This window comes from Rhodococcus sp. IEGM 1372, from assembly GCF_030056835.1.
In the GTDB taxonomy this organism is placed as follows: Bacteria; Actinomycetota; Actinomycetes; order Mycobacteriales; family Mycobacteriaceae; genus Rhodococcoides.
In genome coordinates this window covers 1-25,836 of record NZ_JASHKS010000033.1, presented here as the reverse complement: position 1 = coordinate 25,836, position 25,836 = coordinate 1, and the positions used below count along the sequence as shown (strand labels likewise).

Annotated in this window: 21 protein-coding genes; 10 read left to right on the top strand and 11 right to left on the bottom strand. The window is 66.0% G+C overall.

The genetic code is table 11. The features are described from left to right. Positions 1-91 precede the first annotated feature (91 nt). The 6 genes from QM590_RS20590 to QM590_RS20565 all read right to left on the bottom strand — a co-directional run bounded on the left by QM590_RS20590 (position 92) and on the right by QM590_RS20565 (position 5,510). A complete protein-coding gene (locus QM590_RS20590) occupies positions 92-862 on the bottom strand; it encodes an ABC transporter permease (RefSeq protein WP_068053192.1) in 771 nt (256 codons plus the stop codon). After that, complete coding sequence (locus QM590_RS20585) at positions 859-1,911, bottom strand: ABC transporter ATP-binding protein (protein ID WP_269596202.1); 1,053 nt, start codon at positions 1,909-1,911, stop codon at positions 859-861. Before QM590_RS20585 ends, QM590_RS20590 begins: the two co-directional genes overlap by 4 nt. A 112-nt stretch (positions 1,912-2,023) precedes the next feature. Beyond that, a complete protein-coding gene (locus QM590_RS20580; RefSeq protein WP_269596203.1) occupies positions 2,024-2,863 on the bottom strand; it encodes an LLM class F420-dependent oxidoreductase in 840 nt (279 codons plus the stop codon). Positions 2,864-2,914: 51 nt separating this feature from the next. Next, positions 2,915-3,634: a hypothetical protein gene (locus QM590_RS20575; RefSeq protein WP_094668546.1), complete on the bottom strand. Its 720-nt coding sequence runs from the start codon at positions 3,632-3,634 to the stop codon at positions 2,915-2,917. 47 nt (positions 3,635-3,681) lie between these two features. After that, positions 3,682-4,698, bottom strand: coding sequence for a glutathione S-transferase family protein (locus tag QM590_RS20570; RefSeq protein ID WP_269596204.1), 1,017 nt, complete (start codon positions 4,696-4,698; stop codon positions 3,682-3,684). 68 nt (positions 4,699-4,766) lie between these two features. Next, positions 4,767-5,510, bottom strand: coding sequence for a GNAT family N-acetyltransferase (locus QM590_RS20565; protein ID WP_269596205.1), 744 nt, complete (start codon positions 5,508-5,510; stop codon positions 4,767-4,769). A gap of 174 nt (positions 5,511-5,684) precedes the next feature. Between QM590_RS20565 and QM590_RS20560 the strand changes: the two genes are divergently transcribed. Then, a complete protein-coding gene (locus QM590_RS20560; protein ID WP_008714360.1) occupies positions 5,685-5,888 on the top strand; it encodes a cold-shock protein in 204 nt (67 codons plus the stop codon). A 196-nt stretch (positions 5,889-6,084) separates the two neighbouring features. Here QM590_RS20560 and QM590_RS20555 read toward each other — a convergent pair whose 3' ends face one another. Continuing rightward, entirely contained in the window at positions 6,085-7,230 is a 1,146-nt protein-coding gene (locus QM590_RS20555) for an acyl-CoA dehydrogenase family protein (RefSeq protein ID WP_032396497.1), read from the bottom strand. An 89-nt stretch (positions 7,231-7,319) separates the two neighbouring features. On the opposite strand from QM590_RS20555, the gene QM590_RS20550 reads away from it, so the two are divergent. Both QM590_RS20550 and QM590_RS20545 read left to right on the top strand, forming a co-directional pair. After that, positions 7,320-8,111: an enoyl-CoA hydratase/isomerase family protein gene (locus QM590_RS20550; RefSeq protein ID WP_068053232.1), complete on the top strand. Its 792-nt coding sequence runs from the start codon at positions 7,320-7,322 to the stop codon at positions 8,109-8,111. A gap of 10 nt (positions 8,112-8,121) precedes the next feature. Continuing rightward, the gene (locus QM590_RS20545) at positions 8,122-9,078 is read left to right on the top strand and encodes an adenosine deaminase (RefSeq protein ID WP_269596206.1); all 957 of its coding nucleotides are present in this window, start codon (positions 8,122-8,124) and stop codon (positions 9,076-9,078) included. Here the strand turns inward: QM590_RS20545 and QM590_RS20540 are convergent. Together QM590_RS20540 and QM590_RS20535 are read right to left on the bottom strand one after the other, a co-directional pair. Then, positions 9,065-10,552, bottom strand: coding sequence for a molybdopterin-dependent oxidoreductase (locus tag QM590_RS20540; RefSeq protein WP_269596207.1), 1,488 nt, complete (start codon positions 10,550-10,552; stop codon positions 9,065-9,067). The genes QM590_RS20545 and QM590_RS20540 overlap by 14 nt on opposite strands. Positions 10,553-10,686: 134 nt before the next feature. Beyond that, the gene (locus QM590_RS20535) at positions 10,687-12,000 is read right to left on the bottom strand and encodes a D-arabinono-1,4-lactone oxidase (protein WP_269596208.1); all 1,314 of its coding nucleotides are present in this window, start codon (positions 11,998-12,000) and stop codon (positions 10,687-10,689) included. 169 nt (positions 12,001-12,169) lie between these two features. Between QM590_RS20535 and QM590_RS20530 the strand changes: the two genes are divergently transcribed. Together QM590_RS20530 and QM590_RS20525 are read left to right on the top strand one after the other, a co-directional pair. Beyond that, on the top strand, positions 12,170-12,811 hold the full coding sequence (locus QM590_RS20530) for a TetR/AcrR family transcriptional regulator (RefSeq protein WP_068053247.1): 642 nt from the start codon (positions 12,170-12,172) through the stop codon (positions 12,809-12,811). Between the two features lie 72 nt (positions 12,812-12,883). Then, positions 12,884-14,098 (top strand): alanine racemase, encoded by a 1,215-nt coding sequence (locus QM590_RS20525; RefSeq protein ID WP_269596209.1) that lies wholly within the window; start codon positions 12,884-12,886, stop codon positions 14,096-14,098. On the opposite strand, the gene QM590_RS20520 is transcribed toward QM590_RS20525, so the two are convergent. Further along, on the bottom strand, positions 14,068-17,517 hold the full coding sequence (locus QM590_RS20520) for a TM0106 family RecB-like putative nuclease (RefSeq protein ID WP_269596210.1): 3,450 nt from the start codon (positions 17,515-17,517) through the stop codon (positions 14,068-14,070). The genes QM590_RS20525 and QM590_RS20520 overlap by 31 nt on opposite strands. 79 nt (positions 17,518-17,596) lie before the next feature. On the opposite strand from QM590_RS20520, the gene QM590_RS20515 reads away from it, so the two are divergent. Beyond that, positions 17,597-18,214, top strand: coding sequence for an alpha/beta hydrolase (locus QM590_RS20515; RefSeq protein ID WP_068053245.1), 618 nt, complete (start codon positions 17,597-17,599; stop codon positions 18,212-18,214). 60 nt (positions 18,215-18,274) lie between these two features. Here the strand turns inward: QM590_RS20515 and QM590_RS20510 are convergent, their stop codons facing one another. Then, positions 18,275-20,062, bottom strand: coding sequence for an AMP-dependent synthetase/ligase (locus QM590_RS20510; protein ID WP_269596211.1), 1,788 nt, complete (start codon positions 20,060-20,062; stop codon positions 18,275-18,277). A 277-nt stretch (positions 20,063-20,339) separates the two neighbouring features. Between QM590_RS20510 and QM590_RS20505 the strand changes: the two genes are divergently transcribed. The 4 genes from QM590_RS20505 to QM590_RS20490 all read left to right on the top strand — a co-directional run bounded on the left by QM590_RS20505 (position 20,340) and on the right by QM590_RS20490 (position 25,757). Then, the gene (locus QM590_RS20505) at positions 20,340-22,109 is read left to right on the top strand and encodes a DEAD/DEAH box helicase (RefSeq protein ID WP_269596212.1); all 1,770 of its coding nucleotides are present in this window, start codon (positions 20,340-20,342) and stop codon (positions 22,107-22,109) included. A 95-nt stretch (positions 22,110-22,204) separates the two neighbouring features. After that, positions 22,205-22,705: a 2Fe-2S iron-sulfur cluster-binding protein gene (locus QM590_RS20500; RefSeq protein ID WP_068053261.1), complete on the top strand. Its 501-nt coding sequence runs from the start codon at positions 22,205-22,207 to the stop codon at positions 22,703-22,705. Next, a complete protein-coding gene (locus tag QM590_RS20495) occupies positions 22,702-23,697 on the top strand; it encodes an FAD binding domain-containing protein (protein WP_269596213.1) in 996 nt (331 codons plus the stop codon). Before QM590_RS20500 ends, QM590_RS20495 begins: the two co-directional genes overlap by 4 nt. Further along, the gene (locus QM590_RS20490; protein WP_269596214.1) at positions 23,694-25,757 is read left to right on the top strand and encodes a xanthine dehydrogenase family protein molybdopterin-binding subunit; all 2,064 of its coding nucleotides are present in this window, start codon (positions 23,694-23,696) and stop codon (positions 25,755-25,757) included. Before QM590_RS20495 ends, QM590_RS20490 begins: the two co-directional genes overlap by 4 nt. Positions 25,758-25,836: the final 79 nt, after the last annotated feature.

Genomic DNA, 25,836 nt, shown 5'->3' with positions numbered 1-25,836 from the left:
CACGGTAGACCCGGGCACCGACAGCGTCGGCCTGCGAATGTGGGGACCGGTTGTCGCGGTCGTTCCGCAGGCTCCACTCCCGGTACCGACCTCAGTCGATGTCGCGAGTGCGGGCCAGGAACCAACCGACGCCGGTGAGAATCGCCGCCCACAGCGCGAGGCCAAGCGGTGCCCACGGCCACGACGCCAGGTCGCCCGCGTCGTCGAGTTGCGTCGCCGCCATGGTCGGCAGGGTCAGGTTCGACGGAAGCGCCACGGCGACCGATCCGAGCCCGAGTCCGAACAGGATCAGCGAGAGCAGACCCTCGCCGAACGGGAGCCAGGCGACGAGCACGACGGCGGCCCACGTCGGAGATTTGAGCAGCAGACCGAGGCCGGCACCGATGATCGACCACAGCACGACTGCGAGGAGGCACGACGCCACCACGCCGATGAACGCGCCGTCGAGCAACACGGTCCGCTCATTGAAGATCAGCAGGCAGATCAGGCTGGCCAGCAGCACCACCATGCCGTATCCGAGGCCGAACAACGCAGTGACGATGAGCTTGGCGGCGATCACTCCGTCTCGGCCGCGAGCGGTGAGGAAGCTGGTGGTGATGGTCTGGTGGCGGAACTCGGTTCCGGTGTTGACGGCACCGAATATGCCGGCGAACAGAATCGCGGCACCGGCGGCGACGTAGAGACCGATGGAGGCGACCCCGCCGGAGATGTCCAGGTCCTCCTCGAACTCGCCCAGCTGGTTCGCGATCACCGACGTGATGACGGATGCGAAGACTCCGACGACGATCGGCGCGATCGCCAGTGCCCACCAGAACTTCAGTGTCGTGACCTTGCGGATCTCCGACGTCAGCAACGCGTTCATCGCGGGCCCCCGTTCCAGTTCTGCGGCGGAGCGTAACTCTGCGGCGGCGGGCCGTAACCCGGCGGCGGTGGGCCGTAACCCGGCGGCGGGCCGTAACCCTGCTGCGGCCCGCCGTACGGGTTCTGTTGGACGGGTGCGGCGTTGTACTGGCCCGCGGTCATGGACAGGAACACCTGCTCGAGGTCGACGTGTTCACTCGTGGTCCCGAAAATCGTCACCTGGGCGTCGGCTGCGATGCGGGCGATCGTGGCCGCGTCGGTCCCGGCAACACCGATGCGTCCGTCGGGCAGCAGTTGGGAATCGTTGAAGCCGTTCGACGCCAACGCGAGCGCCAGTTTCGCCGGATCCGAGGCGGCGACGAGCACGCGGCTGGGGCGGGTGGATCGCAGTTGTGCGATGGAACCCTGGTATTTCAGCGAGCCGGCGCTGACGATCACCAGGTTGTCGACGGTCTGCTCGACCTCGCGCAGAATGTGACTCGATATCAGGACCGTTCGCCCCGATGCGGCGTATGCCTTGAGGAAGTCCCTCAGCCAGGCGATTCCCTCGGGGTCCAGACCGTTCGCGGGTTCGTCGAGCACGAGGATTTCCGGATCCCCCAGCAGCGCTGTCGCCAACGTGAGGCGTTGACGCATGCCGAGGGAGAAGCCGCCTGCGGCGCGGTCGGCAACGTCACCGAGGCCGACGAGTCGCAGCACGTCGAGGGCGCGGCTGTCGGGTACGCCGATCGCGGCGGTGTAGATCTTCAGGTGATGGGCAGCGCTGCGCTTGGGGTGCACGCTCAACGAGTCGAGGACGGCCCCCACCGTGCGGGCCGGGTGTTCGGTCGTGCGGAACGGCGCGCCGTTGACGAGGCCGACGCCAGAGGTGGGTGCAACGAGCCCGAGGAGCATGCGCAGCGTCGTCGACTTACCCGAGCCGTTGGGGCCGAGGAATCCGGTGACGGTGCCGCGCGGGACGACGAAGCTCAGATCCGACACTGCGCGAACGGTGCCGAACTGCTTGGTCAGCGCCTGCGCTTCGAGCGCTGCTCCCGGATAGCTGGTCATCTGCGCGCAATCCCCCTGGCCGTTGGTCACCTCGTGTACCGGCTGCTCGCGGCAACCGGTACCCGAGGCTACGGGGTACGCCCGACATCGCCCTCGAGAGCGCCGTCTTCGGTCAGCGACGCAGCGCGGCGGCGATCTCTCGGTACGTCTCGAGCGGATCGGCCAGGTCGGGTAGCGAGTGCAGTGTCACGTGCGACGCACCCGCGTCGAGGTGCTCGTTCAACCGTGCTGCGATCGCGTCGGCGGTGCCGTGCGCCACCAACGCGTCGATCAGTCGGTCGCTGCCGCCGTCGCCGATCTCCCCGTCGGAGTAGCCGAGTCGGTTCAGATTGTTGGTGTAGTTCCGCAGGTGTAGGTACGGGTTGTTGACCGGTGGTCGGCCGATCGAGCGCGCCTTCTCCGGATCCGACTCGAGGACCACCTTGTGCTCGGGTGCCAGAATCTTGCTCGGGCCCAATGCTTCTCGCGCTTCTCGGGTGTGCTCGGGGGTGGTCAGGTACGGATGCGCACCCGCGGTGCGGTCGGCTGCCAGCGCGAGCACCCTCGGTCCGAGGGCTGCGAGGACGCGTCGTTCCACCGGAACTCCGGCCTCGTCGAGAGCGTCGAGGTAGGCCACCAAGGCGTCGTACGGCTTGGTGTATTCCTGCGTCGCCTCCGGGTGGCCTGCACCGATCCCGAGCACGAAACGGCCCGGGTGCTTGCTCTCCAACCGGTGATACGACGCGGCGACGTCGGCCGCGGCGTCCGACCAGATGTTGACGATGCCGGTGGCGACGACGACCGTCTCGGTGGCGTCGAGGATCTCCTCGGTGGTGGTCAGATCCGCAGGCGGTGAGCCGCCGAGCCAGATCGTGCCGTAGCCGAAGGATTCGATCGCGCGTGACAGTTCCGGGGTGAACGCCGAATGCAGTCGCCAGACGCCGTACTTGCCGAGTTCAGGTGTGGAAGTCATATCGGGTTCAACGCCGTCCTCGCGTGATGATTCCGCGGATGCCCCATCGATTCAGGCATCCGGCTCGATGATGCGGTTCTCCGGGAACCGGGCAGGCGGAGGACCGAACGCGTCGCGGGCGTTCTTGATGACGCCCTTGCCGACGGCGCGGTTTCCCGCCCCGCCGATCGCCGCGCCGATTCCGGCGGGAAGCAACTTGCCGACCAACAACGCGCTGCGTTTGGCGAGGTACTTGGTGATGAACTTCTTCACCAGGGACTTGTTCATGCTGGTCATCGATCCACCGGGAATTCGAGACGTGATCAGCGGTCCCCAGTTCTTGGCGGTCTTTCCGACGGTTCGCTGCACGATCTGCATGCCCGATTCGCCCAGCGCGACCGAAAGCACCAGGGCGCGTCGCTGCTGGTGGTTTTCGACGGGAATGCCGTGGACGGCCGCGACCGACAGCGTCAGCAATGCCGAGGACTCGATGAAGAACGCGGTTTCGGCACCCACCGCCGCGATCGAGGCGACTGTCCCGACGCCGGGGATCGCCGCCGCCCCGCCCACCGCGGAGCCGCTGCCGGTGACGGCGAGCAGAAATCGCTTCTCCAGCCGTTCGATGATCTGCGCCGGGGTGTCGTACGGGTGTGCTCGACGCACGTGCGCGACGTATTTGTCGACGGCGGGTCCCTGGAGGCGGCTGGCGTTGTCGAGGATGTTGACGAGCGCGCGTTCGAGCTTGCCTCCGTTCGAGACCTCGACCTGTGCGTCGTCCTTCTTGCCTGCCATCGATGTCTCTTTCGGTCGCGTGTGTGGTTGCCGGTCGATCCTGGGGGTCAACGCACCCAGTGATCGGGCGGAACGAGCTCGTCGGGCTTCGGCGGCGGGGGAGCGGTGCCGTCGCCGAAGGGTGATCCTCCCAGGGCTTCGCGGCCGTGGGGTTCGAGCCACCCGGTCAGGTCCGGTCCGTTCGGCACGATGCCCGACGGATTGATGTCGGTGTGCACCTCGTAGTAGTGCCGCTTGATGTGGTCGAAGTCGACGGTGTCGCCGAATCCGGGGGTCTGGAACAGGTCGCGTGCGTAGTTCCACAGCACCGGGATCTCGCTGAGCTTGCTGCGGTTGCACTTGAAGTGGCCGTGGTAGACGGGATCGAAGCGCACCAGTGTGGTGAACAGGCGCACGTCGGCCTCGGTGATGTGGTCGCCGACCAGGTATCGCTGCGTGGAGAGGCGTTCGACGAGCCAGTCGAGGCGGGCGAACAGTCGGTCGTAAGCCTTGTCGTATGCCTCCTGCGATCCAGCGAATCCGCAGCGGTAGACGCCGTTGTTGACGTCCTCGAACACCAGCTGGGCCACTTCGTCGATCTCGCTGCGCAGGGCCTCCGGGTACAGATCGGGTGCGCCGTCGCGGTGATACTGCGTCCACTCGGTCGAGAAATCGAGGGTGATCTGCGGGTAGTCGTTGGTGACGACCTCGCCGGAGGGAACGTCGACGATCGCGGGGACGGTGATGCCGCGCTCGTAATCGGGGAAGCGGGCGAAGAACGCGTCCTGAAGTCGAGGGATCTGCAGTACCGAGTCGACGCCGCCGGGCTCGTCCTGGAAGTTCCAACTCCGAGGATCATGGGTCGGACCCGGAATGCCCAGCGAGAGAACATCTTCGAGGCCGAGTAGCCGTCGGACGATGATGGATCGATGGGCCCATGGGCAGGCGCGCGCGGCGATCAGTCGGTACCGCCCCGGCTCCACCGGATACCCGTCCCGGCCGTCGGCGGTGATCCGCGTCGGGATGTAGTTGGTGTCGCGCTTGAATTCCTTGCCCGGTTCCACATATGCGGCATCGTCGGCCATGCTCTCGAACTCCTCACATCGATCGCTCTCATCTCGACGCTACCCAGTTCGGAGCCGGCTCAACCGGGTCACAGTCGGAGCACTGCGGTGTGGCACGCGCCGATTTCCACATATCCCAGCCGCGCGGCGAGGCGTCGAGCAACGGCGTTCTCGGGTCGCGATCGCCACTGCGGAATCAGGCCGTCGTCGATGGCGTCGTTGGTGGCCAGCCTGCCGACCACCTGGGCGTGGCCCCGTCTGCGATGGTTCGGGTCGGTCAGCACGCGCATGTCGGCCAGAATCAGCTGCTCCTCCGAGTAGCCGGCCGATGCGAGGGAATGTGCCGAGTCGGCGGGTCGGTCGTCGCCGAGCAGCGTGAACCAGTTCCGCGAGACCGGCTCGCCGAACGCTTCGGCGACGTCGGCGTCACTGCAGTGCGCGGCGAGGTTGCGTGCGTGCTGCGCATCGTGGGAGATCAGCGGGTCGTGTACGTCGATGGTGTGGCCGATGTCCGAGCCGTACGCCAGCGTGTGGGTGCCGATTTCGTAGTGCGCCGAACGGCAGCCGAGCAGTGAGGAGATCAAGGTTCGATCCGCGGTCGCCGGGCCGCTGATCGCGCGAGAGGCATCAACGGCCCAGGACGGTCCGACGATCACGGTGGTCTCGGCCAGTCGCAGCACGGTGACGTCGTCGGTGGCACCGACATGTTCGACGCGCGCGGCGTCGGTGTCGAGGGCCCGATCGTCCATCTGCAATCGGCGGCACCAGGCCAGACGGACGATGTCGAGTCGATGGGGATCGAAAGGGCCGGCATCGTGAGAGGGGAGATCCACGTCTGAAACCCTAGCCACCGGGGCGCTGAGCGACGTTCCGGTTTCACCGTCCAAAAGCAATCTTTCGAACTTTTTCGCCCCCGGTGTTTCGCTCAGCGCCGATAGATGGCAGACTCACTTTTGAGATTAGAGCTTCGACGTGAAGATCTAGCTCGCTTACAGAAGGTTTACAGAATGACGCAGGGCAGTGTGAAGTGGTTCAACGGCGAAAAGGGCTTCGGCTTCATCGAGCAGGATGGTGGCGGACCGGACGTTTTCGTTCATTACTCGGAGATTCAGGGTAGCGGCTTCAAGTCGCTCGACGAGGGCCAGCGCGTGGAGTTCGAGGTGGGCCAGGGTCAGAAGGGCCCCCAGGCTACCGGCGTCCGCGCCATCTGATTCAAGCTTCGTAACCCGACTTCTCCTGGTGGAGTGACCTTTCCGAAGTAAATTCCACCAGAAACTCGGTGACAAGGCCGGATACATGGAAGAAATTCCGAGTATCCGGTCTTCGTCTGTTTCGAAGTGCCTGCGGCAGTGGTGCGGTTGGGTGCCTTCCAGGGCACTTGTTCACACCACTGCCGCAGGCACTCACCTACAGCCCCAGATCGCGTCCGATCAGTTCCTTCATGATCTCGTTCGATCCGGCCCAGATCTTCGTCACGCGAGCGTCTTTCCACGCCCGAGCGGCGCGGTATTCGTTCATGAATCCGTAGCCGCCGTGTAGCTGGACGCAGTGGTCGAGGATTTCGTTCTGCACCTGCGAGCTCCACCACTTCGCCTTCGCGGCGTCGATGGCGGTCAGTTCACCGATCCCGTGTGCGGCGATGCAATTGTCGATGTACGCCTGTGCCACATCGAGTTTGGTGACGAGCTCGGCGAGCAGAAACTTGTTCCATTGCAGTGAGCCGATCTGCTGGCCGAAGGCCTTGCGGTCCTTGGCGTACTGCAGCGTCTCCTCGAGAATGGGACGGACGTGTCCGAGGTTGGCCACCGAGCAGCTGATTCGTTCCTGGGGGAGTAGCTGCATCATGTGGATGAAGCCGCCGTCGAACTCGCCGATCATGTTCGAGCTCGGGACTCGTACGTTCTCGAAGAACAGTTCGGCCGTGTCTGATTCGGGCTGACCGACCTTGTCGAGCTTGCGGCCGCGGGAAAACCCTTCGGTGCCGTTCTCGACGGCGAACAGCGTGATGCCCTTGGCCTTCTTCTCCGGCGTGGTGCGGGTGGCGACGATGACCAGGTCTGCGGAGTTGCCGTTGGTGATGAAGGTCTTCGAACCGTTGATGATGAAGTCGTCTCCGTCCTTGACAGCAGTGGTCTTCAGCGCGGCCAAGTCGGAGCCACCGGACGGTTCGGTCATCGCGATCGCCGTGAGGATCTCGCCGCTGCAGAAGCCGGGCAGCCAGCGCTTCTTCTGCTCTTCGGTGGTGAGCTTGACCAAGTAGGGCGCGACGATGTCCACGTGGATACCGAAGCACGACGCCACCGCGGCGCTCGAGCGGGCGAGTTCCTCGGCGAGGACGGCGTTGAATCGGTAGTCCTCGGCTCCGCTGCCGCCGTATTCTTCCGGTACTTCCAGTCCCAGGAAGCCGTTGCGTCCGGCTTCGAGCCAGATCTCGCGGTCGATGTATCGCTGCTCGACGAGCTTTTCCTCGACCGGTGTGATGGTCCGGGTGACGAATTCGCGTACCGACGCGCGGAAGTCCTCGTGATCGGCCTCGAACAAGCTGCGCTTCATCTATCTGTTCCTCTCGGTAACGGTGAGTTATCAGCGAACAATACTCGTTGGTAACAACCGTCCCGGACCGGTGTGGCACTATGCGAACCATGGCTGACGCACCCACTTCGCTCGTTCGATCGACCACCGCGGCAGGCGCCGAGCTCGCCGTCCTGACCTTCGACCACGGTCCGCTCAACCTGTTCGATCAGGCCATGTTCGACGCGGTTGCCGCGAACGTTGCCGATCTCGTCGCGAGACCTCCCCGGGCGGTGTTGTTGCGCGCCGAGGGCAAGGTGAACTCTGCGGGCGTCGACGTGCACGTCTTCGATGGTCTGTCCGCTGCGCAGGGTGCCGATCTGTGGCGTGGATTGTTCGCACAGATCGCCCATCCGCTCGAGGCGCTGCCCTGCCCGGTGATCTACGCCGCGCACGGTTTGACGCTCACGGCGGCGTTCGAGATCTCGCTGGCGTGCGACATCATTCTCGCCGGTCCCAAGGCCAAGTTCGGTCTGGTCGAGACCGTCGTCGGTCTGACACCGTCGATGGGTGGACCGCAGCGCCTCGCCGAGCGGGCCGGTTCGGGTCGAGCTCGCGAGCTCGTCATGACCGGTGATCTGTACGACGCGCAGACGCTGAAGGAGTGGGGCGTGGTCAATCAGATTCACGACGACGTCGATGCCGCGGCGCTGGCTCTGACGCATCGCCTGGCCGACGGCCCCACCGTCGCGCATGCGGCAACGAAACAGATTGTGGCAGCGTGGCGTTCGGGCGGCGTGGCCCATGCGGACGAGATCACCTCGGAGGTCTCGGGTGCACTGTTCGAGACCGAGGATCTGCGGGGTGCGGTGAAGAGCTTCCTCGAGGTCGGCCCGGGGAAGGCTACGTACACGGGCAAGTAGCATCGGGTGAGTGAGTACCGATCAGCTGGCCGAACTGCACCTGCACATCGAAGGGTCGCTCGAGCCTCCGCTGATATTCGATCTCGCCGAGCGCAACGGATTGTCACTGCCGTACAACGACATCGATGAATTGCGGGCGAAGTACGAGTTCAGCGACCTGCAGTCGTTCCTGGATCTGTACTACGCGAACATGGCCGTGCTGCGCACTGCCGAGGATTTCGCCGACCTCGCTCGGGCCTACTTCCGCCGCACCGCGCAGGCCGGGGTGACGCACGCGGAGATCTTCTTCGATCCGCAGGCGCACACCGAGCGTGGTGTCCCGCTCGAGGCCGTCGTCGACGGTTTGGCCGACGCCTGCGCATCCAGCGAGCGCGAATTCGGTGTCTCCAGTGGGTTGATCGCGTCGATCCTGCGGGACAAGCCCGTGCTGCATGCCAATCAGCTGTTGGACGATCTGTTGGCCATGCAGGCCCCGATCATCGGTCTCGGCCTCGATTCCGCAGAGGTGGGCTACCCGCCATCGCTGTTCGTCGACGTGTTCGCCAAGGCCCGCGCCGAGGGTCTGCACGTCGTCGCCCACGCCGGTGAGGAAGGTCCACCCGACTACATCTGGCAGGCATTGGATCTGCTGAAGGTCGAGCGCATCGACCACGGGGTGCGGTGCCTCGAAGACGAGGCGCTGGTGAATCGTCTTGTCGAAGAACAGATTCCGCTCACGGTATGCCCGCTGTCCAACGTCCGGCTCAAGGTGATCGACGATGTAGAGCAGCTGCCGCTGCGGCAGATGCTCGAGCGGGGCCTGTCGGTGTCGATCAACTCGGACGATCCCGCCTACTTCGGCGGCTACGTCGACGACAATTTCGCTGCCCTCGAAGCAGGTATGGGGCTGACCGCGCAGGAGCGAAACGTGTTGGCCGAGAATTCGATCCGTGCGAGTTTCGCGACTGTCCAGATCAGTCGGCGGTGACCGAGATCCTGGGGTAGCCTGTCGCTCCGTCGGGAACGGTGTCCGCGGTTCTGTTGGTCTGCGGTTCTCCGGCGGAGTTGGTGGCGCGGGCGCGGATCGAATGCTGCCCCGAGGGTAGGTCGAGCTCGACCGTCCATTGCCGCCACGTGTCCTTGGAGTACTCCTCCGACAGCGTGGCTGGCACCCAGTTGCCCTCGTCCACTTGCACTTCCACGCCGTCGATCCCGGTGTGCTGGTCCCACGCCACTCCTGCGATCACCGTCTGCCCGGCCGGCACGGAACTGCCCGATCGCGGGGTGTCGATCCGCGAGGCCGTCTTGATCGGTCCGCGTTCGCCCCAACCGCGGTCGGTCCAGTATGCCGTCGCGCGGTCGAAGCGGGTGATCTCGATGTCGGTGACCCACTTGGTCGCCGAGACGTATCCGTACAGACCGGGGACGACGAGCCGGGCCGGGTAGCCGTGCTCGACGGGCAGCGGGGCACCGTTCATCCCGACGGCCAGGAGGGCGTCGCGGCCGTCGAGCAGAACTTCGAGGGGAGTGCCCGCGGTGAAGGCGTCACTGCTCGACGACAGGGCCATGTCGGCGTCGGGGGAGATGCCCGCTTCTTCGAGAATGTCCTTGAGCGGGTAGCCGATCCACGTCGCATTGCCCACGAGGTCGCCGCCGACGATATTGGACACGCAGGTCAACGTGACCGTCTTCTCCACTGCCTGGCGCTCGGCGAGGTCGGCGAACGTCAGCTCGATCTCGCGGTCCACCATGCCGTGGATGCGCAGCGACCAGTCCTCGGACGCCACGCGGGGCACGACCAACGCGGTGTCGATGCGGTAGAAGTCGTCGTTCGGGGTGATGTACGACGCGAGGCCGTCGATCTGCAGGTCAGCCCCGGCCGGTATCGGGGGTTGCGGCGTCGGTGTGGGCAGCATGAAGCCGAGTCGATCGGCGGTGACGGCGCGGGCGGAGGTGAGCATCCGTCCGGCTGTTCCGGCGACGACGCCGAGCACCGCGGCACCGGCGGCGAGAGTGAGGAAGCTGCGTCGATTCATTCCTTCGGTCGCAGGCGCGGCGGCACCGATGAGGGCGTGCAGCACGACGATGCCGACGATGACGCCGCCGATGGTCGGGACTGCGTAGAGAGCCGTTGCGTCGGGTCGGGTCACCGCCGCGAGTACGCCCACGACGCCCAGCGCAGCGAACACCACGGCTCCGATCGGCTTGCGGGCGATGCCTGCCGCCGCGGCGATCGCTCCGATCACCACTGCCATGCCGATGAACAGGGCGAGCTTGTCGGAGGTGCCGAACGTGTCGATGGCCCATTCACGGATCGGGGCCGGACTGTTGTCGACGGCCGAGGAGCCGACTGCGGTCAGCGGTGACGAGTTGGGTCCGATGGGGACGGCGATCAATTCACCGACGCCGAGGACCACCCCGGCGGCGACGATGCCGGACAGCGCGCGTTTTCCTGTGCTCACTCGTTCCAATGTAAGCGTGCGAGGAGTGGCTGCGTGCACAGGACACTCCACTCGACGCGTTCACCTGGGGAAACCCACTCGACGGTCGCAGGAGTGGAGCAAAAATTGCGCGCAGCGCTACACCGGTAGGCCACTCAGGACAGTAGGTGTTCGAGGTATCTGCTGCCGAACAGCTTGATCGGGTCCATCGCATCCCGAACACGCAGGAAGTCGTCGAAGTGTTCGTAGGTATCGCGCAGCTCGCCGCCGCCGAGGGAATGCAGTTTGCCCCAGTGCGGTCGGCCGCCGACGCTGCGGCAGATGGCCTCGACGGCGTCGAAGTACTCGCGGTGATCGCGTCGGTGGTACTGGTGCACGGCGATATAGGCCGTCGGGCGCCCGTACGCGGTGGAGAGCCAGATGTCGTCGGCCGCGGCGAACCGCACTTCGACGGGGAACGCGATGGACACAGCAGACCGCTCGAGCCAGCGATCCACCTCGCGCAGCACCCGGCCGATCTCGGCTGCAGGCACGGCATATTCCATCTCGACGAACTTGACGGTCCGCGACGACGCGAACACCCGGTACGAACGATCGGTGTACTCACGGGCCGACAGCGCCCGGGCCGAGACCGAGTTGAGGCGCGGAATCAGGGCAGGCACCCGCGTCACCACGCGGTTGAGGCCCTCGAAGGCCGTGTTGGACAGCAATTCGTCGTCGAGATACGACCGCACCTTTCCCAGCGGACGCAGCGCAGCGTCGCCGGGCAGTCGGGTGTTGCGTTTGGTCAGCACCCGGTCGGTGTGCGGAAACCAGTAGAACTCGAAATGGTCGACGCCTGCCACGATCGCATCGAGATCGGCGAGCGTCGCCCGCAGCGTCGACGGCTCCTCGACGGCCCGGAGGGCGAAGGCCGGAACGCACTCGAGCGTGACTCGGGTGATGACGCCGAGCGCACCGAGCCCGACGCGGGCCGCGTCGAACAGTTCCGTGTTCTCTTCGCGAGAGCACTGCACGAGCCGGCCGTCCGAGGTCATCAGCTCCAGTGCGCGCACCTGGGTGGCGATGCCGCCGAAGCGGGCCCCGGTTCCGTGAGTGCCCGTGGAGATGGCTCCGGCAACCGATTGTTCGTCGATGTCGCCGAGGTTGGTCATGGCCAGGCCGAGGTCCCACAACCGCGCGGTCAGATCGCGCAGCCGAGTGCCTGCGAGCACCGTCACCCGGGCGGAGCCGTCGTCCTCGTGCACCACCGAGTCGATCCCCTGCAGCGAATCCAGGCTGATCTGAACGCCGTCGGTGACCGCGATCGGGGTGAAGGAGTGGCCTGCTCCGACGCACCGCACCGTCCGAGATCGTTCGACGGCATCCCGCAGAACCGCCCGCAATTCGTCCACCGACGAGGGCTCGGCTCGATGCACCGGATACGCATGCTGGTTGCCCGCCCAGTTCTGCCACGACCGCTCGATCATCGAATCACTATCGCACTGCTCGAACCGTGGGTCGTTCCACAGGCTCCACTCCCGAAACCCCAGGGTCATTCCGCAGGCTCCACTGCTGCAACCTCCAGGTCATTCCGCAGGCTCCACTCCCGTGGGTCAATCGGAGGCACAGAACTCGTCCGCGCCCTAGGATCGGGTGATGCAATCGAGGCTGCCCGCTGATGTGCGGCGCGCACAACTGGTGCAGTCTGCGATCGATGTGGCGGAGCGGGTCGGCATCGAGTCTCTGACCGTCCGTGCTCTCTCGGAGCACGCCGACGTCACCAAGGGCATCGTGCAGTACCACTTCGAGACCAAGCAGGATCTGGTGATCGCGATGGGGGAGCACCTCATCGTCGACGTCACCGAGATTCTGCATGCCGCGTTGGACAGCGCGGTGGGCACGCGCGAACTTCCGGGTGTCCGTGGTCTGCGAGAGCTGGTGCACGGCGGTCTGAGCGCGGTGTGGTTGCTGATCGAGAAGTCACCGGGTCGGCAGTTGCTCGCGTACGAGATCAAGACATATCTGCTGCGCCATCGTGCGCTCGGATCGGCCACGGCCGCCGAGATCGCCAGTGGGCAGTACCGAATCCGGGACTCCGAGGCCCGGTTGTTCTTCGAGAAGTGTTCCGCCCACACCGGGACGCGCTGGCTGGAGCCGGTGGCGTCGATCGCGCGTTTCGGGATGGCCACCCTCGACGGCCTGGTGCTGCGGTGGTTGGTCGACGGCGACGATCTCGAGGTGCTGGCGCAGATCGACGACCTGTCGGGTCTGATAGCGGCCAAGGCTCAGGACCGCTGAATGCTCGCCGGGACTTCTCGGCTGTGGAGTGTTTGACTGTTCGGACCTGGCAACGACAAAGGAATGAGCCGCATGAGTTCGATCGCCGGTGTCGCAACCACCGACACGACACCACTGTCCCGTATCGCCGCTGCCACCGAAGGGTTCGAATCACCCTTGGCTGCAGTCGATCTGGCGGCCCTCGATGCCAATGCTGCGGCGCTGCGAGCACGGGCGGACGGAGTGCCGATCAGGATCGCGAGCAAGTCCGTTCGGTCCCGGGCGGTACTGGAGCGGGTGCTCGCGGCCGACGGCGTGAGCGGGGTCATGGCGTACTCCCTGCGTGAGGCGATCTGGTTGGCACGCCACGGCGTGGAAGACATCCTGATGGGGTACCCGACGGTCGACCGCACCGCCCTCGCCGAGGTCGTCAACGATCGTGTTCTGTCGGGGCGCATCACGCTGATGGTCGACGACGTCGCACAGCTGGACATCGTGCGCGACGCCACCGCCAGCGATCTTCTCAAGCCCCGTATCTCTCTCGACGTCGATGCCTCGCTGCGGATCGGGCCGCTGCACATCGGTGTCAGACGTTCGCCGCTGCGTGAACCCGAGCAGGTCGCCGCCTTCGCGCGGGCGGCGCAGGCGCGGGGGTTCCGGGTGGTCGGGCTGATGTTCTACGAGGCGCAGATCGCCGGTGTGCCCGACGCCAATCTCGCGGTGGAATGGATGAAGTCGCTGTCGTCTCGTGAGATCTCCACGCGCAGAACGGCGGTGGTCGAGGCCGTGACTGCGGCCGTCGGCCGGATCGAGATCGTCAACAGTGGCGGTACCGGGTCGATCGAGTTCTCGGCGGCCGATCCGGTCGTCACCGAGGTGACCGCGGGATCGGGTCTGTTCGCGCCGACGCTCTTCGATCGGTATCGCGCGTTCTCGGCCGAGCCCTCGCTGTTCTTCGCGCTGCCCGCGGTGCGCAAGCCGACGCCACAGATCGCGACGCTGTTCGGCGGCGGCTACATCGCGTCGGGCCCGGCGTCGACGTCGAGGTCCCCGCGGCCGATCGCGTGGTCGAGAAAGGCCAGGGGCGTGGTGACGTCCGGTTTGAAGTTGCTGCGCAACGAAGGTGCGGGCGAGGTGCAGACTCCGGTGAGCGGAGCGGGCGAGATCAGGATCGGTGATCGCGTCTGGTTCCGGCATGCCAAGGCCGGCGAGCTGTGCGAGCGGTTCGACACCCTGCATCTGGTACACGCCGACGGGTCCGTCGAGGCGGTCCCCACCTATCGTGGTGAGGGCATGGCGTTCGGCTGAATTCCGTTCTCGCACAGGCTCATGAAAGTGCCGAGGGTGACCAGTCCGGCCGGGGTCGACGGCAGGTACCGGGTCAGTGCCCGCGACCGGACCAGTATCGCGGCCCACTGGCCACGCGAGACGGCGACGTTGAGTCTGTTGCGGGACAACAGGAATCCCATGCCCCGTGGCACGTCTTCGATTGCCGACGCGGCCATCGAGATCAACACCACCGGTGCCTGTCGTCCTTGGAACTTGTCGACGGTGCCCACCGAGACCTTGTCGAGTCCCGCTGCCGCGAGTCGCAGGGCGATGACGGCCACCTGCGCGTTGTAGGCCGCGACGACCAGGAAGTCGCCCTGGTCCATCGGCCGCGCACCCTCGAAGGATTGCGGGTCGCTCCACAGTCGGCCCAGCAGATTCTGCACGTGAGTGACGATCTCGTCGGCTTCCTCCCCCGAGTCGGTGGAGTTGCCGTGGTGGTCGAGGTAGACGAGGTGCAGGCCGGGTTCGAGCGACTCCAGTGAACGTGCCTGTGTCACAGCACGGTTGGACTCGAGCTTGCCCTCGTACGACAGTGCCGACACCGGCGCACACAGATCTGCATGCATCCGCCACGTCGTGGCCAGGAAGTACCCGCGGTCGGCGGGCAGGGTCGGGTGACCGCGGGTGATCCAACCCAGAGCCGACTCGTCCACGGGTTCGGGGTGGGTGCCCTGGCTGACCTGCGGCAACTGTGCCGGGTCGCCGAGCAGCAGCAGATTGCGTGCGGACACCGAGACGGCGATGGTGTTGGCCAGCGAGAACTGCCCGGCTTCGTCGATGACCAGCAGATCGAGAGACTCGGGCGGGATGCGGCCAGGGTTGGAGAAATCCCAGGCGGTACCGCCGATGACGCAGCCGTCCTCGGCCTCGGTGACGAAGCGGGAATAGTCCGTCGGGTCCAGGACGGTGTGGGCGGTCGGGGCTTTCTTTCCCACCCGAGCCGGGTCGACGCCTGCGGCCACGATGGTGTCGAGCAGATTGTTCACCACGTGATGCGACTGGCCCACCACCCCGACCTTCCAGTGATGGACACCGACCAACTCGGCGATGACCCGGGCGGCGGTGTACGTCTTCCCGGTCCCGGGCGGACCCTGCACGGCAACGTAGGACCGGTCCAGATCGAGCAGCGCCGCCGTGACGGCCGTCGCGTAGTCACCGGCGCGCACCTCGGGAAGGCCGGTGCCGGAACGGGTTCGGGGCGGCGACAGCGTCAGCAGATCGGCGACGGCCGTGCGCGGAAGGTGCGGCAGCGCGGCGTGGACCTCGGCCGCGACGGCAACGATCGCCTGCTCCAGATACTTGGTGGCCGGGGGCGGCTCGGGTGCGGTGGCGACGGGAAAGTCGGGGTACTCGTCCACCCCTTTGCGCAGGTTCTCCTGCACCACCACCATGTCGAGGGTGCCCTCGTAGCCCGCCTCCACGATCTCGACCGTCGTGGTCGCGCGATGGGTCGGCTGCTGTTTCGGTAATCCCTCCGGGGCCGGGTTTTCGTAGAGCAGCTTGACCTTGGAGCTCGACAGGACTCCGCTGCTCAGGTGTCCCAACAGCTTGATCTGTCGTCGCAGGACCCGTTGCTTCGGTGCAGTTTTCATCCAGTCGTGCACCAGCTCGGCGCGCTCGACCTTCAGCACGTCGGCTGCGTCGGCCCACTCGTCGAGCGGGTGGGTGAGGCGATCGAAGTGCGCCCACCAGAACGGCTTTCGCTCGCGTCGGTGGTAGCCGATGGAACCGGAGAACATTGCGACGGCCTGCTGCGTCGAGGTGCGCTCCCACGGCAGACCGGCGTAGTCGGCGAGTTCGAGCTCCAGCGGGCTCGCGGTGTCCGTCGCACCGTCTTCGAGTTCGAGATGCTGCCGAGCCCGCGGCTGCACACCGGCATCCGACGCGCGCCTCAGTAACCAATCCCGCAGTCGCAGCGTCGATTCGCAGTCGGTGCGGTTGTACTCGGCGATATCGGCGAGGAGCGCAGCAGCCTCGGCGTCCTTGCCCTGGTCTCGTAGATCGCACCAGTTCGCGTATTCGACGATCGACGCGGCCGCATCGGTGACGTCCCCGTCGCGGGCCGCGGGCATGTACAGGGGTTCGAGCTTCTTGATGCTGTAGGACCTGGCTCCGATGCGCACCGCAGATCGCACGATCGGGTAGAGGTCGACCAGAACGTCGTCCCGCAGTAGGTCGTCGACCGCGTCCTCACCCACTCCGTAGCGTCCGGCGAGGCGCAGCAGCGCGGTCTTCTCGTACGGCGCGTAGTGGTAGACGTGCATGTTCGGGTAGGCGGCGCGACGGGTGGTCACGTAGTCGAGGAAGTCGATCAGGGCGCGGCGTTCCTGCGCGCGATCGTGCGCCCAGAACGGGAGGAAATCGCCGTCGGCGGTGTAGACACCGAACAGGTACTCGAGTCCCCACTCGGTACTGCCGGCCTCGGCCCACAGTGGGTCGCCCTCGAAATCGAAGAAGATGTCGCCCGGATCGGGCTCGGGGATCACGCCGAGGGCGTCGGCGTCGAAGATCTCGAACTCGGCGTCGCCGCTGTGTTCCTGACGAACCTGCAGCGCGGCCTGAGCTCGCAGATTCGTGACCGTGCGAGACGACATGCCGTCCACGCTTCCGGTCGATGCAGCCAGTTCGTCGACCGTCGAGATGCCGGCGTCGAGCAGTCTGTCCCTGGTGCTCGCGCGCATGCCTGCGACCAGAACCAGGTCGCGGTGCTGTTCCACCTCGACCGTGCAGGCCTCGCACTGTCCGCAGCCGGAGTAGCGCGAGTCGAACCAGTCGACGACGGTCCCCTCGGCGTGGTGCTCGTCGAGGATGTGTTGCAGGTGTTCCCTGGACTGTCGGTAGACCGGCAGGATCTCGGCGAGCGAGTGCGCAGAGTCGCTGCCGTCGCCGAGCATCAGGTGCACCTCGTCGCTCGGGGTGATGCCGCCGGACCGCAGCGCGTCCGCGTAGGCCGCCAACTGCAGCAGTGCCGACACCTTCGCGTGCCGCGACAGCTTGGTGTCGTACACGGCGTACCGATCGCCCTCGGCCACCAGGAAGTCGCAGAACCCGAGAAATCGGCCGTCGAAGAACGTGGCCTGATAGACCACGGGTGTGCGGGAGGTCAGGGCAGTGAACGTCGACCAGGCCGCGTCGGCCATTTCCTGCGCGGTGCGTCCCGGTCGGTCCATCGTCAGGACACCGCCGGGAAACCGCTGCTGGAATGTCTCGAGTTGACGGCGTTCGTGCTCGAATCCGAGTGCAGAGGTGCGGTCGAGCATCGGATCCGGCTCGGCGGTGGCCCGCGGGATCAGACCGGTGAGGCCATCGAGTCGGCGCAGCAGTCCGAATTCGCACGACGCTGCCGCGGCGAGGTCGCTGGCGCTGTAGATGACGCGATCGCCGATGAGGAACACGCGCCCACCCTAGTCACCGCCGCGAGCGGTACCGGTCACGTTGCGCGCGGATGCCGTCGCGAGGAGGCAAAATGATCGAATGCCTTTTTTCGACGGAGCCACCGGCGCGGTCCATTACCGAAACTGGACTGTCCCCGATGCTCGTTTCGGTCTCGTTTTTCTGCACGGTCTCGGCCAGAACAGCGGCCATTATCACCGTTTCGCTCGCGTCCTCAACGGACGCGGAGTCGATGTGTGGGCGGTCGATCACGTGGGCCACGGCCTCACCGAGGGTGAGTTGACGGACGCCGCTCAGATTCCCGCACTCGCGCAGAACGCGCTGCAGTTGCTCGAGATCGCCGAGGCCGAACACCCGGAGCTGTCGTTCGCACTGATGGGGCATTCGTTGGGGGCGGCGACGGCCATCGCAGCCCTCGGTGCGCATCCGGAAGCGGTGCAGTGCGCCGTACTGTGCGGAACGCCCAAGTCGGTGACCGGCTCGGTCACCGATCTCGCCGACAACGTGATTCCGCTGCTGGCCGTGCACGGCGTGGACGATCGTCTGGCTCCGGTCGATGCGGTGCGCGAGTGGATCGGCGGCGTTCCCGACGCGTCCCTGCGCGAATTCGAGGACGGTGGCCACGACCTGCTGCACGAGAAGATCCACTTGCAGGTGACGTCGGTGGTGGCGGAATTCCTCGACGACCACATGTCCTGACAAACAAAAAGAACGGGCCCGGCGCGAGGATCGCGCCGGGCCCGTTCTCTTGTGGTCGATCTACGAGTAGATGGCTTCGATGTCGCTGCCGCGCTCGGCATGAATGATGTTGCGCTTGAGCTTCATCGTCGGGGTGAGCTCACCGGTTTCGACGGTGAAGTCGTTCTCGAGGATCGTGTACTTCTTGATCTGCTCCGGGCTCGAGACCTTCTTGTTGGCCTCGGCGACGGCCTTGTCGATCTCGGCGACCATGTCGGGATTCTTGGACAATTCGGAGAACGGAATGTCCGCGGACAGGTTGTGCCGCTCTAGCCAGCCCGGCAGTGCTTCCGGGTCGAGGGTGATGAGCGCGCCGATGAACGGCTTGGCGTCGCCCACGACGAGGCACTGGCTGATGATCGCGTTCGCGCGGAGGGCGTCCTCGAGCACTGCGGGGGCGACGTTCTTGCCACCCGCGGTCACGATGATCTCCTTCTTGCGGCCGGTGATCGAGACGTAGCCTTCCTGGTCGATGGCACCGAGGTCGCCGGTGTGGAACCAGCCGTCGACGATGGCCTCGGACGTGGCCTTCTCGTTGTGCCAGTAGCCGCTGAACACGACCGGTCCCTTGAGCAGCAGTTCGCCGTCCTCGGCGACCTTCACCGAGTGGCCGTCGATGGGCTTGCCCACGGTACCGACGCGCTGTTCCTTGGTGGTGTTGACGGTGATGGCCGCGCTGGTCTCGGTCAGGCCGTAGCCCTCGTAGACCGGGACGCCCGCACCGCGGAAGAAGTGGCCGAGGCGGGCACCGAGAGGTCCACCACCGGACACCGCGCGGGTGCAGTTGCCGCCGAGTGCGGCGCGCAGCTTGGAGTACACGAGCTTGTCGAACACCGTGTGCTTGAGGTTCAGAACCAGCCCGGCTCCGCCCTTCTCCTGGGCCTCGCTCCACTCGATGGCCGTCGCGGCGGCCTTGTCGAAGATGGAACCCTTGCCGCCGTCGTGTGCCTTCTGCTTGGCGGAGTTGTAGACCTTCTCGAACACACGCGGCACCGACAGGATGAAGTCCGGCTTGAACACGGCGAACTGATCCACCAGCGTCGTCACGTCCGAGGTGTGTCCGACGGTGACCTTGGACTCGAACGAGCCGAACGAGACGGCGCGGGCGAACACGTGCGCCATCGGGAGGAACATCAGCGTGCGGTTGCCCTCCTTCATCGAGTCGTGCAGCGCGATCTGGGTGGCCTGCACCTCGGCGTAGAAGTTGGCGTGCGTGAGCTGAACGCCCTTGGGCCGTCCGGTGGTGCCCGAGGTGTAGATCAGGGTCGCGGGCGATGCGGCGCTGACCTGATGGCGTCGTGCATGCAGTTCCTCGTCGCTGACAGAGGCTCCGCGGGTGGTCAGCTCGTCGATGGCTCCGGCGTCGATCTGCAGAACCTCACGCAGATCCTTGGCACCCTCGGTGACCTCTTTGAGGTTCGAGGCGTGCGCTGCGGTCTCGACGACTAGCAACTTGGTGGCGGAGTCCTCGAGAATCCACTGCGCCTGGTCGGCGGAGGAGGTCTCGTAGATCGCGACGGTGCAGCCACCTGCGGACCAGATGGCGTAGTCGAGGACGACCCACTCGTAGCGCGTCGCGCTGAGGATCGCGACACGGTCGCCGAGTTCGATACCGGAGGCGATCAGTCCCTTGGCTGCTGCCGCGACCTCGGTCGCGAAGCGAGCTGCGGTGACATCGGTCCAGTTGCCGTTCACCAGACGTTGGAAGGGTACGAAGTTGGGCGATTCCTTCTCGTACCTGTAGACGGTGTCGGCCATGGATGCGTCGTCAGGAATGGTGAACGACGCCGGCACAGAATATTCGCGCACTGCTGGACCCCTTACGGAAAAATAGCGTGGTAGTTGTGCATTTCATCACATTCGAGGCCGTGGCGCACCATCCGGGGTGTCCGGTTTGTCGACTTTGCCGCGAGTCCGGGGGAGTTGAGTGTGACTCGGGGTACAACTTAACCGTCCGCAGTCGCGTTCGGGTGTGGGGTCGTCGGTGTGAGGCCGCTCGCACCGCAGGCCGTCGTGACCGTTTTCGTCACCTGATCAGCGTAGAAGGGTTCGCGGGGCCCGAGCAGGTACTAAACTCGTGCGACATATGAGCACTTCAGAAACTGAACAGGATGCCGCCGTGACGTCCGACGAGACGAATTCGCCCCCGCAGGAGTCCGCCGTTCCAGCGGGCGACGACATCACCTTCGCCGACCTCGGGATCGACGAGCGGGTCCTGAAGGCCCTCCGCGATGTCGGCTACGAGAGCCCGTCGCCCATTCAGGCGGCCACCATTCCGCCGCTGATGGCAGGCAACGACGTCGTCGGACTCGCGCAGACCGGAACCGGCAAGACCGCCGCGTTCGCGGTGCCGATCCTCTCGCGTCTCGACGTCTCGCGTCGGGTGCCGCAGGCTCTGGTGCTGGCCCCGACCCGCGAGCTGGCGCTCCAGGTCGCCGAGGCGTTCGGCAAGTACGCCACCCACATTCCCGGTCTGCACATCCTGCCGATCTACGGCGGTCAGGCGTACGGCATCCAGCTGTCCGGTCTGCGCAAGGGTGCGCAGATCATCGTCGGTACTCCCGGCCGCGTCATCGACCATCTCGAGAAGGGCACCCTCGACCTGTCCGGGCTCGAGTACCTGGTGCTCGACGAGGCCGACGAGATGCTCAAGATGGGCTTCCAGGAGGACGTCGAGCGCATCCTCTCCGAAACCCCGGAGTACAAGCAGGTGGCGTTGTTCTCGGCCACGATGCCTGCCGCGATTCGCAAGATCTCCAAGCAGTACCTGCACGATCCGGTGGAGATCACCGTCAAGACCAAGACGTCGACGGCACCGAACATCACTCAGCGCTACGTCCAGGTGGCACATCAGCGCAAGCTCGAGGCGCTCACTCGAATCTTCGAGGTCGAAGAGTTCGAGGCGATGATCATGTTCGTCCGTACCAAGCAGGCCACCGAGGAGCTCGCCGAGAAGCTGCGCGCACGGGGCTTCTCGGCCGCGGCGATCAACGGCGACATCGTGCAGGCCCAGCGTGAGCGCACCATCGGTCAACTGAAGAACGGTCAGATCGACATCCTGGTGGCCACCGACGTCGCGGCCCGCGGTCTCGACGTCGACCGCATCTCGCACGTCATCAACTACGACATCCCGCACGACACCGAGTCCTACGTGCACCGCATCGGTCGTACCGGCCGAGCCGGCCGCGCCGGGCAGGCCCTGCTGTTCGTCGCGCCGCGCGAGCGGCACCTGCTCAAGGCCATCGAGCGTGCGACGCGTCAGCCGATCACCGAGATGCAGCTGCCGAGCGTCGACGACGTCAACGCGCAGCGCGTGACGAAGTTCAAGGACTCCATCACCGAGAGCCTCGGCAACGAGAATCTGGCGCTGTTCCGCCGGCTCATCGAGGACTACGAGCGCGAGCACGACGTGCCCCTGGTCGACATCGCGGCAGCTCTGGCCATTCAGTCCCGCGACGGCGAAGCGTTCCTGCTCAAGCCAGAGCCGCCTGCCCCGCCACGGGCACCGCGCGAACCCCGGCCACCGCGCACGTTCGACGAGGACGCGGCCAGCTCGCATCATCGCAAGACCGGCCAGGAGATGGCGACGTACCGCATCAGCGTCGGCAAGCGGCATCACGTCGCCCCGGGAGCGATCGTCGGTGCCATCGCCAACGAGGGCGGTCTGCGTCGAAGCGACTTCGGCCATATCAGCATTCGGCCCGATCATTCGTTGGTGGAATTGCCGGCCGACCTCGCCGACGAGACCGTCGAGGCGTTGCGCCGCACCCGCATCAGTGGCGTACTGATTCAACTGCAACCCGATTCCGGTCCTCCCGGACGTAGCGGCGGCGGAAAGTACAAGGGGCGGCGCTAGCGCACGTGCACGGCACTTCGTAGCCCGCTACGAGTTTCCGCGCACGACCCAAGCGCGAGCGTTTGGTGGCCGAGGCCGCGGGTATCCGCCCGTGCATGACCAACGTCACTCTCCGTGTCAACGGGACCGACCGCGCTTTCGACTGCGATACCCGAACCACCCTGCTCGACGCTCTCCGCGAGAACCTGGACCTGATCGGTGCCAAGAAGGGGTGTGACCACGGGCAGTGCGGGGCCTGCACGGTGCTGGTGGACGGACGGCGGATCAACAGCTGCCTGACGTTCGCAGTGGCGCAGCAGGATCGTGAGATCACCACGGTCGAGGGGTTGGCCGATGGCGACACCCTGCACCCCGTGCAGCAGGCCTTCGTCGATCGCGACGCGTTCCAGTGCGGGTACTGCACGTCCGGGCAGATTTGTTCGGCGGTCGCGGTGATCGAAGAGGCCAAGCAGGGATGGCCCAGCGCGGTCACCGAGGACATCGAGGGTGCCGACGTCGAACTCGATCCCGACGAAATACGAGAACGTATGAGCGGCAACCTCTGTCGTTGCGGTGCCTACTGCAATATCGTGTCGGCCGTACGGGACGCGTCGTGAAGACCTTCGAGTACGACGCAGCCACCGCCGTCGACGACGCCGTGGCCCGCCTCGCCGAGAACGAGAACGCGATGCTGCTCGGCGGGGGAACCAACCTCGTGGACCTGATGAAACTCGGAGTCGTGGGTCCGACGACGCTGATCGACGTGACGCGACTTCCGTTGCACGACATCGATGTATCGGACGACGGCTCGCTTCGTGTCGGTTCCGGCGTGAGCAACAGTGATCTCGCGGTGCACCCGGTGGTGCGTCAGCGTTATCCGGTGCTCTCGCGGGCGGTGCTGGCCGGTGCCTCGGGTCAATTGCGGAACATGGCCACCACCGGCGGGAACCTGTTCCAGCGCACTCGGTGCGTGTACTTCATGGATGCATCGAAGCCGTGCAACAAGCGCGAACCCGGGTCGGGCTGCCCGGCCCGGACCGGTGAGCACCGCAACCTTGCCATCCTCGGGGCCTCGGAGGCCTGCGTGGCAACGCATCCCTCCGACATGGCGGTTGCGCTGTCCGCTCTCGACGCGCGTGTGGTCGTGCGCGGAGTCGACGGAGAGCGCACCCTCGCGATCGACGACTTCTATCGGCTCCCCGGCGACGCGCCCGAGCGCGACAACACGGTCGCGCGGGACGAACTCGTCACGGCCATCGAGATACCGGCACCGGCGGACGGCACCGTCTCCACCTACCGCAAGGTGCGAGACCGGCAGTCCTACGCATTCGCGGTCGCCTCGGTCGCCGCCACTCTCGATGTCGAGGACGGAATCGTGCGCGGGGTGTCGATCGCGCTGGGCGGTGTGGCGCACAAGCCGTGGCGGGCTCGTACGGCCGAGCACACGCTGCTCGGCGCGGCCGCCGAGGAGGCGTCGTTCCGGCGGGCCATCGCGTTGGAACTCGACGCGGCGGAACCGTTGCGCGACAACGCGTTCAAGATCCCACTGGTGACCAACCTCGTCACCCGCACCTTGGCGGAACTCACAGTGTCGGGAGACCGGTCATGACTGCATCGATCGGACAACCGATTCAGCGCACCGAATCGATCGCGAAGGTCACCGGCCGGGCTCGGTACGCCGCCGAGCAACCGCCGGCCGTCGGGCAGCTGTACGCCTGGTACGTGCCCGCGACAGTTCCTGCGGGCACGGTCGAACGAGTCGAACTGGACGACGACCCCACGGTGCATGCGGTCGTCTGGCACGGCAACGCGGAGAAGCTGGGTGAGGTCGAGGACGCCGAACTGCATGTCCTGCAATCGAACACCGTCGCGTACCGCGGTCAGATCGTGGCCGTCGTCGTGGCAGATACTCTTCAGGACGCCCGCGCCGCCGCAGCCCGAGTGCGGGTGCAGTACACCGATGTCCGCTCACCCGACAACACTTTGACGGTCGAGCACGGCTCGCTCTACGCACCCGAGTCCGTCAACGCCGGCTTTCCGACCGACGTGACGATCGGGGATCCCGATGCAGCGCTGAAGACTGCCGAGCATGTCGTCGACAACTGGTATTCCACCGCGCCGATGCACAACAGTCCGATGGAGCCGCATGCCACCACAGCGCAGTGGGCCGACGGCGTTCTGACGCTGTGGGATTCGACGCAGGCACCGTCGGGTGTGCAGGGCGATCTCGCCACGGCGTTCGACCTCGAGCCCGAGAACGTTCGCGTCGTCGCGGAGAACGTCGGCGGCGGATTCGGAGCCAAGGGAAGTACTCGGCCCAATGCGATCCTCGCTGCGATGGCCGCGCGAGCCACCGGCCGCACCGTGAAATTGGTGCTGCCGAGGGAGGCGTTGTTCGATGTCGTCGGGTACCGCACTCCGACGCTCAATCACGTTCGTCTGGGCGCTGATTCGACCGGTGCGCTGCAGGCGATCGCACACGATTCGTTCCAGCAGACCAGCACGATCTTCGAGTTCTGTGAGCAGACGGCGGAATCGACTCGGCACATCTACGCGGCCCCCAACCGTCGCACCACCCACCGTCTCGCGAAGCTGGACGTCGGAACGCCGCGGTGGATGCGGGCACCCGGCGAGGCACCCGGCATGTTCGCCGTCGAGACGGCCATCGACGAATTGGCCGCGGTCACCGGCGTCGATCCGATCGAACTGCGCGTTCGCAACGAGCCGGACGTCGATCCCGCCAGTGGTAACCCGTTCAGCTCACGCAGTGTGGTGCAGTGCCTTCGCGAGGGTGCGGAGAAGTTCGGCTGGGACCGCCGCGATCCCACGCCCGGACAGCGTAGAGAAGGCAACACCCTCGTCGGCATGGGAGTCGCGACGGCCAGCTACCCAGTGCTGATCTCGCCGAGTACCGCGTCGGCGCGAGTGGAGTCGGACGGCACGATCACGGTGTCCGTCGCCGCGTCGGACATCGGTACCGGCGCGCGCACCGTGCTGCGACAGATCGCCGCAGACGCGCTCGAGGTCGATGCAGATAGCGTGACCGTCGAACTCGGCGACAGCGCTCTGCCGACCGCTCCGGGAGCCGGTGGATCCTCGGGCACCTCGTCGTGGGGCTGGGCCGTCACCAAGGTCTGCCACTCGTTGAAGTCTCAGGGTTCGTACGAGCCGGGCAACTCCGCCGAGGCCGACACCACCGACGACGTCGAGGGGCAGAAGGAGCTGGCGCGCATGGCTTTCGGTGCCCAGTTCGCCGAGGTCGCGGTCGACATCGACACCGGTGAGGTGCGGGTCCGCAGGATGCTCGGAGTCTTCGGCATCGGCGCGGTGATGAATCCTCGGCTGGCGAGGTCTCAGCTCATCGGCGGCATGACGTTCGGACTCGGCATGGCGCTGATGGAGAACGGCATCACCGATCACGAGTTCGGCGGGTTCGCCAATCACGATCTCGCCGAGTACCACATCCCGGCGTGTGCGGACGTCACCGATCTCGAGGCCGTGTGGGTCGAGGAGGTCGACACCGAACTCGCGCCGATGGGCGGCAAGGGAATCGGTGAGATCGGTGCGGTCGGATCCTCGGCGGCCATCGGCAATGCGGTCTACAACGCCACCGGCGTCCGAGTCCGCGACCTGCCGATCACCCTGGACAAGGTGCTGCCGCACCTCTAGAGCGGCTTCGCCGCAGGTGAGTGAAAACTCGAGACGGGTTCACGTGGTCGTCGCAACGAGCAGTCGTTTGTTGTACTCC

Bases quoted from the DNA above. Each gene is read 5' to 3' on its own strand.
- QM590_RS20590 (WP_068053192.1), bottom strand. From the start codon at position 862: ATGAACGCGTTGCTGACGTCGGAGATCCGCAAGGTCACGACACTGAAG.
- QM590_RS20585 (WP_269596202.1), bottom strand. From the start codon at position 1,911: ATGACCAGCTATCCGGGAGCAGCGCTCGAAGCGCAGGCGCTGACCAAG.
- QM590_RS20580 (WP_269596203.1), bottom strand. From the start codon at position 2,863: ATGACTTCCACACCTGAACTCGGCAAGTACGGCGTCTGGCGACTGCAT.
- QM590_RS20575 (WP_094668546.1), bottom strand. From the start codon at position 3,634: ATGGCAGGCAAGAAGGACGACGCACAGGTCGAGGTCTCGAACGGAGGC.
- QM590_RS20570 (WP_269596204.1), bottom strand. From the start codon at position 4,698: ATGGCCGACGATGCCGCATATGTGGAACCGGGCAAGGAATTCAAGCGC.
- QM590_RS20560 (WP_008714360.1), top strand. From the start codon at position 5,685: ATGACGCAGGGCAGTGTGAAGTGGTTCAACGGCGAAAAGGGCTTCGGC.
- QM590_RS20555 (WP_032396497.1), bottom strand. From the start codon at position 7,230: ATGAAGCGCAGCTTGTTCGAGGCCGATCACGAGGACTTCCGCGCGTCG.
- QM590_RS20550 (WP_068053232.1), top strand. From the start codon at position 7,320: ATGGCTGACGCACCCACTTCGCTCGTTCGATCGACCACCGCGGCAGGC.
- QM590_RS20535 (WP_269596208.1), bottom strand. From the start codon at position 12,000: ATGATCGAGCGGTCGTGGCAGAACTGGGCGGGCAACCAGCATGCGTAT.
- QM590_RS20530 (WP_068053247.1), top strand. From the start codon at position 12,170: ATGCAATCGAGGCTGCCCGCTGATGTGCGGCGCGCACAACTGGTGCAG.
- QM590_RS20525 (WP_269596209.1), top strand. From the start codon at position 12,884: ATGAGTTCGATCGCCGGTGTCGCAACCACCGACACGACACCACTGTCC.
- QM590_RS20515 (WP_068053245.1), top strand. From the start codon at position 17,597: ATGCCTTTTTTCGACGGAGCCACCGGCGCGGTCCATTACCGAAACTGG.
- QM590_RS20505 (WP_269596212.1), top strand. From the start codon at position 20,340: ATGAGCACTTCAGAAACTGAACAGGATGCCGCCGTGACGTCCGACGAG.
- QM590_RS20500 (WP_068053261.1), top strand. From the start codon at position 22,205: ATGACCAACGTCACTCTCCGTGTCAACGGGACCGACCGCGCTTTCGAC.
- QM590_RS20490 (WP_269596214.1), top strand. From the start codon at position 23,694: ATGACTGCATCGATCGGACAACCGATTCAGCGCACCGAATCGATCGCG.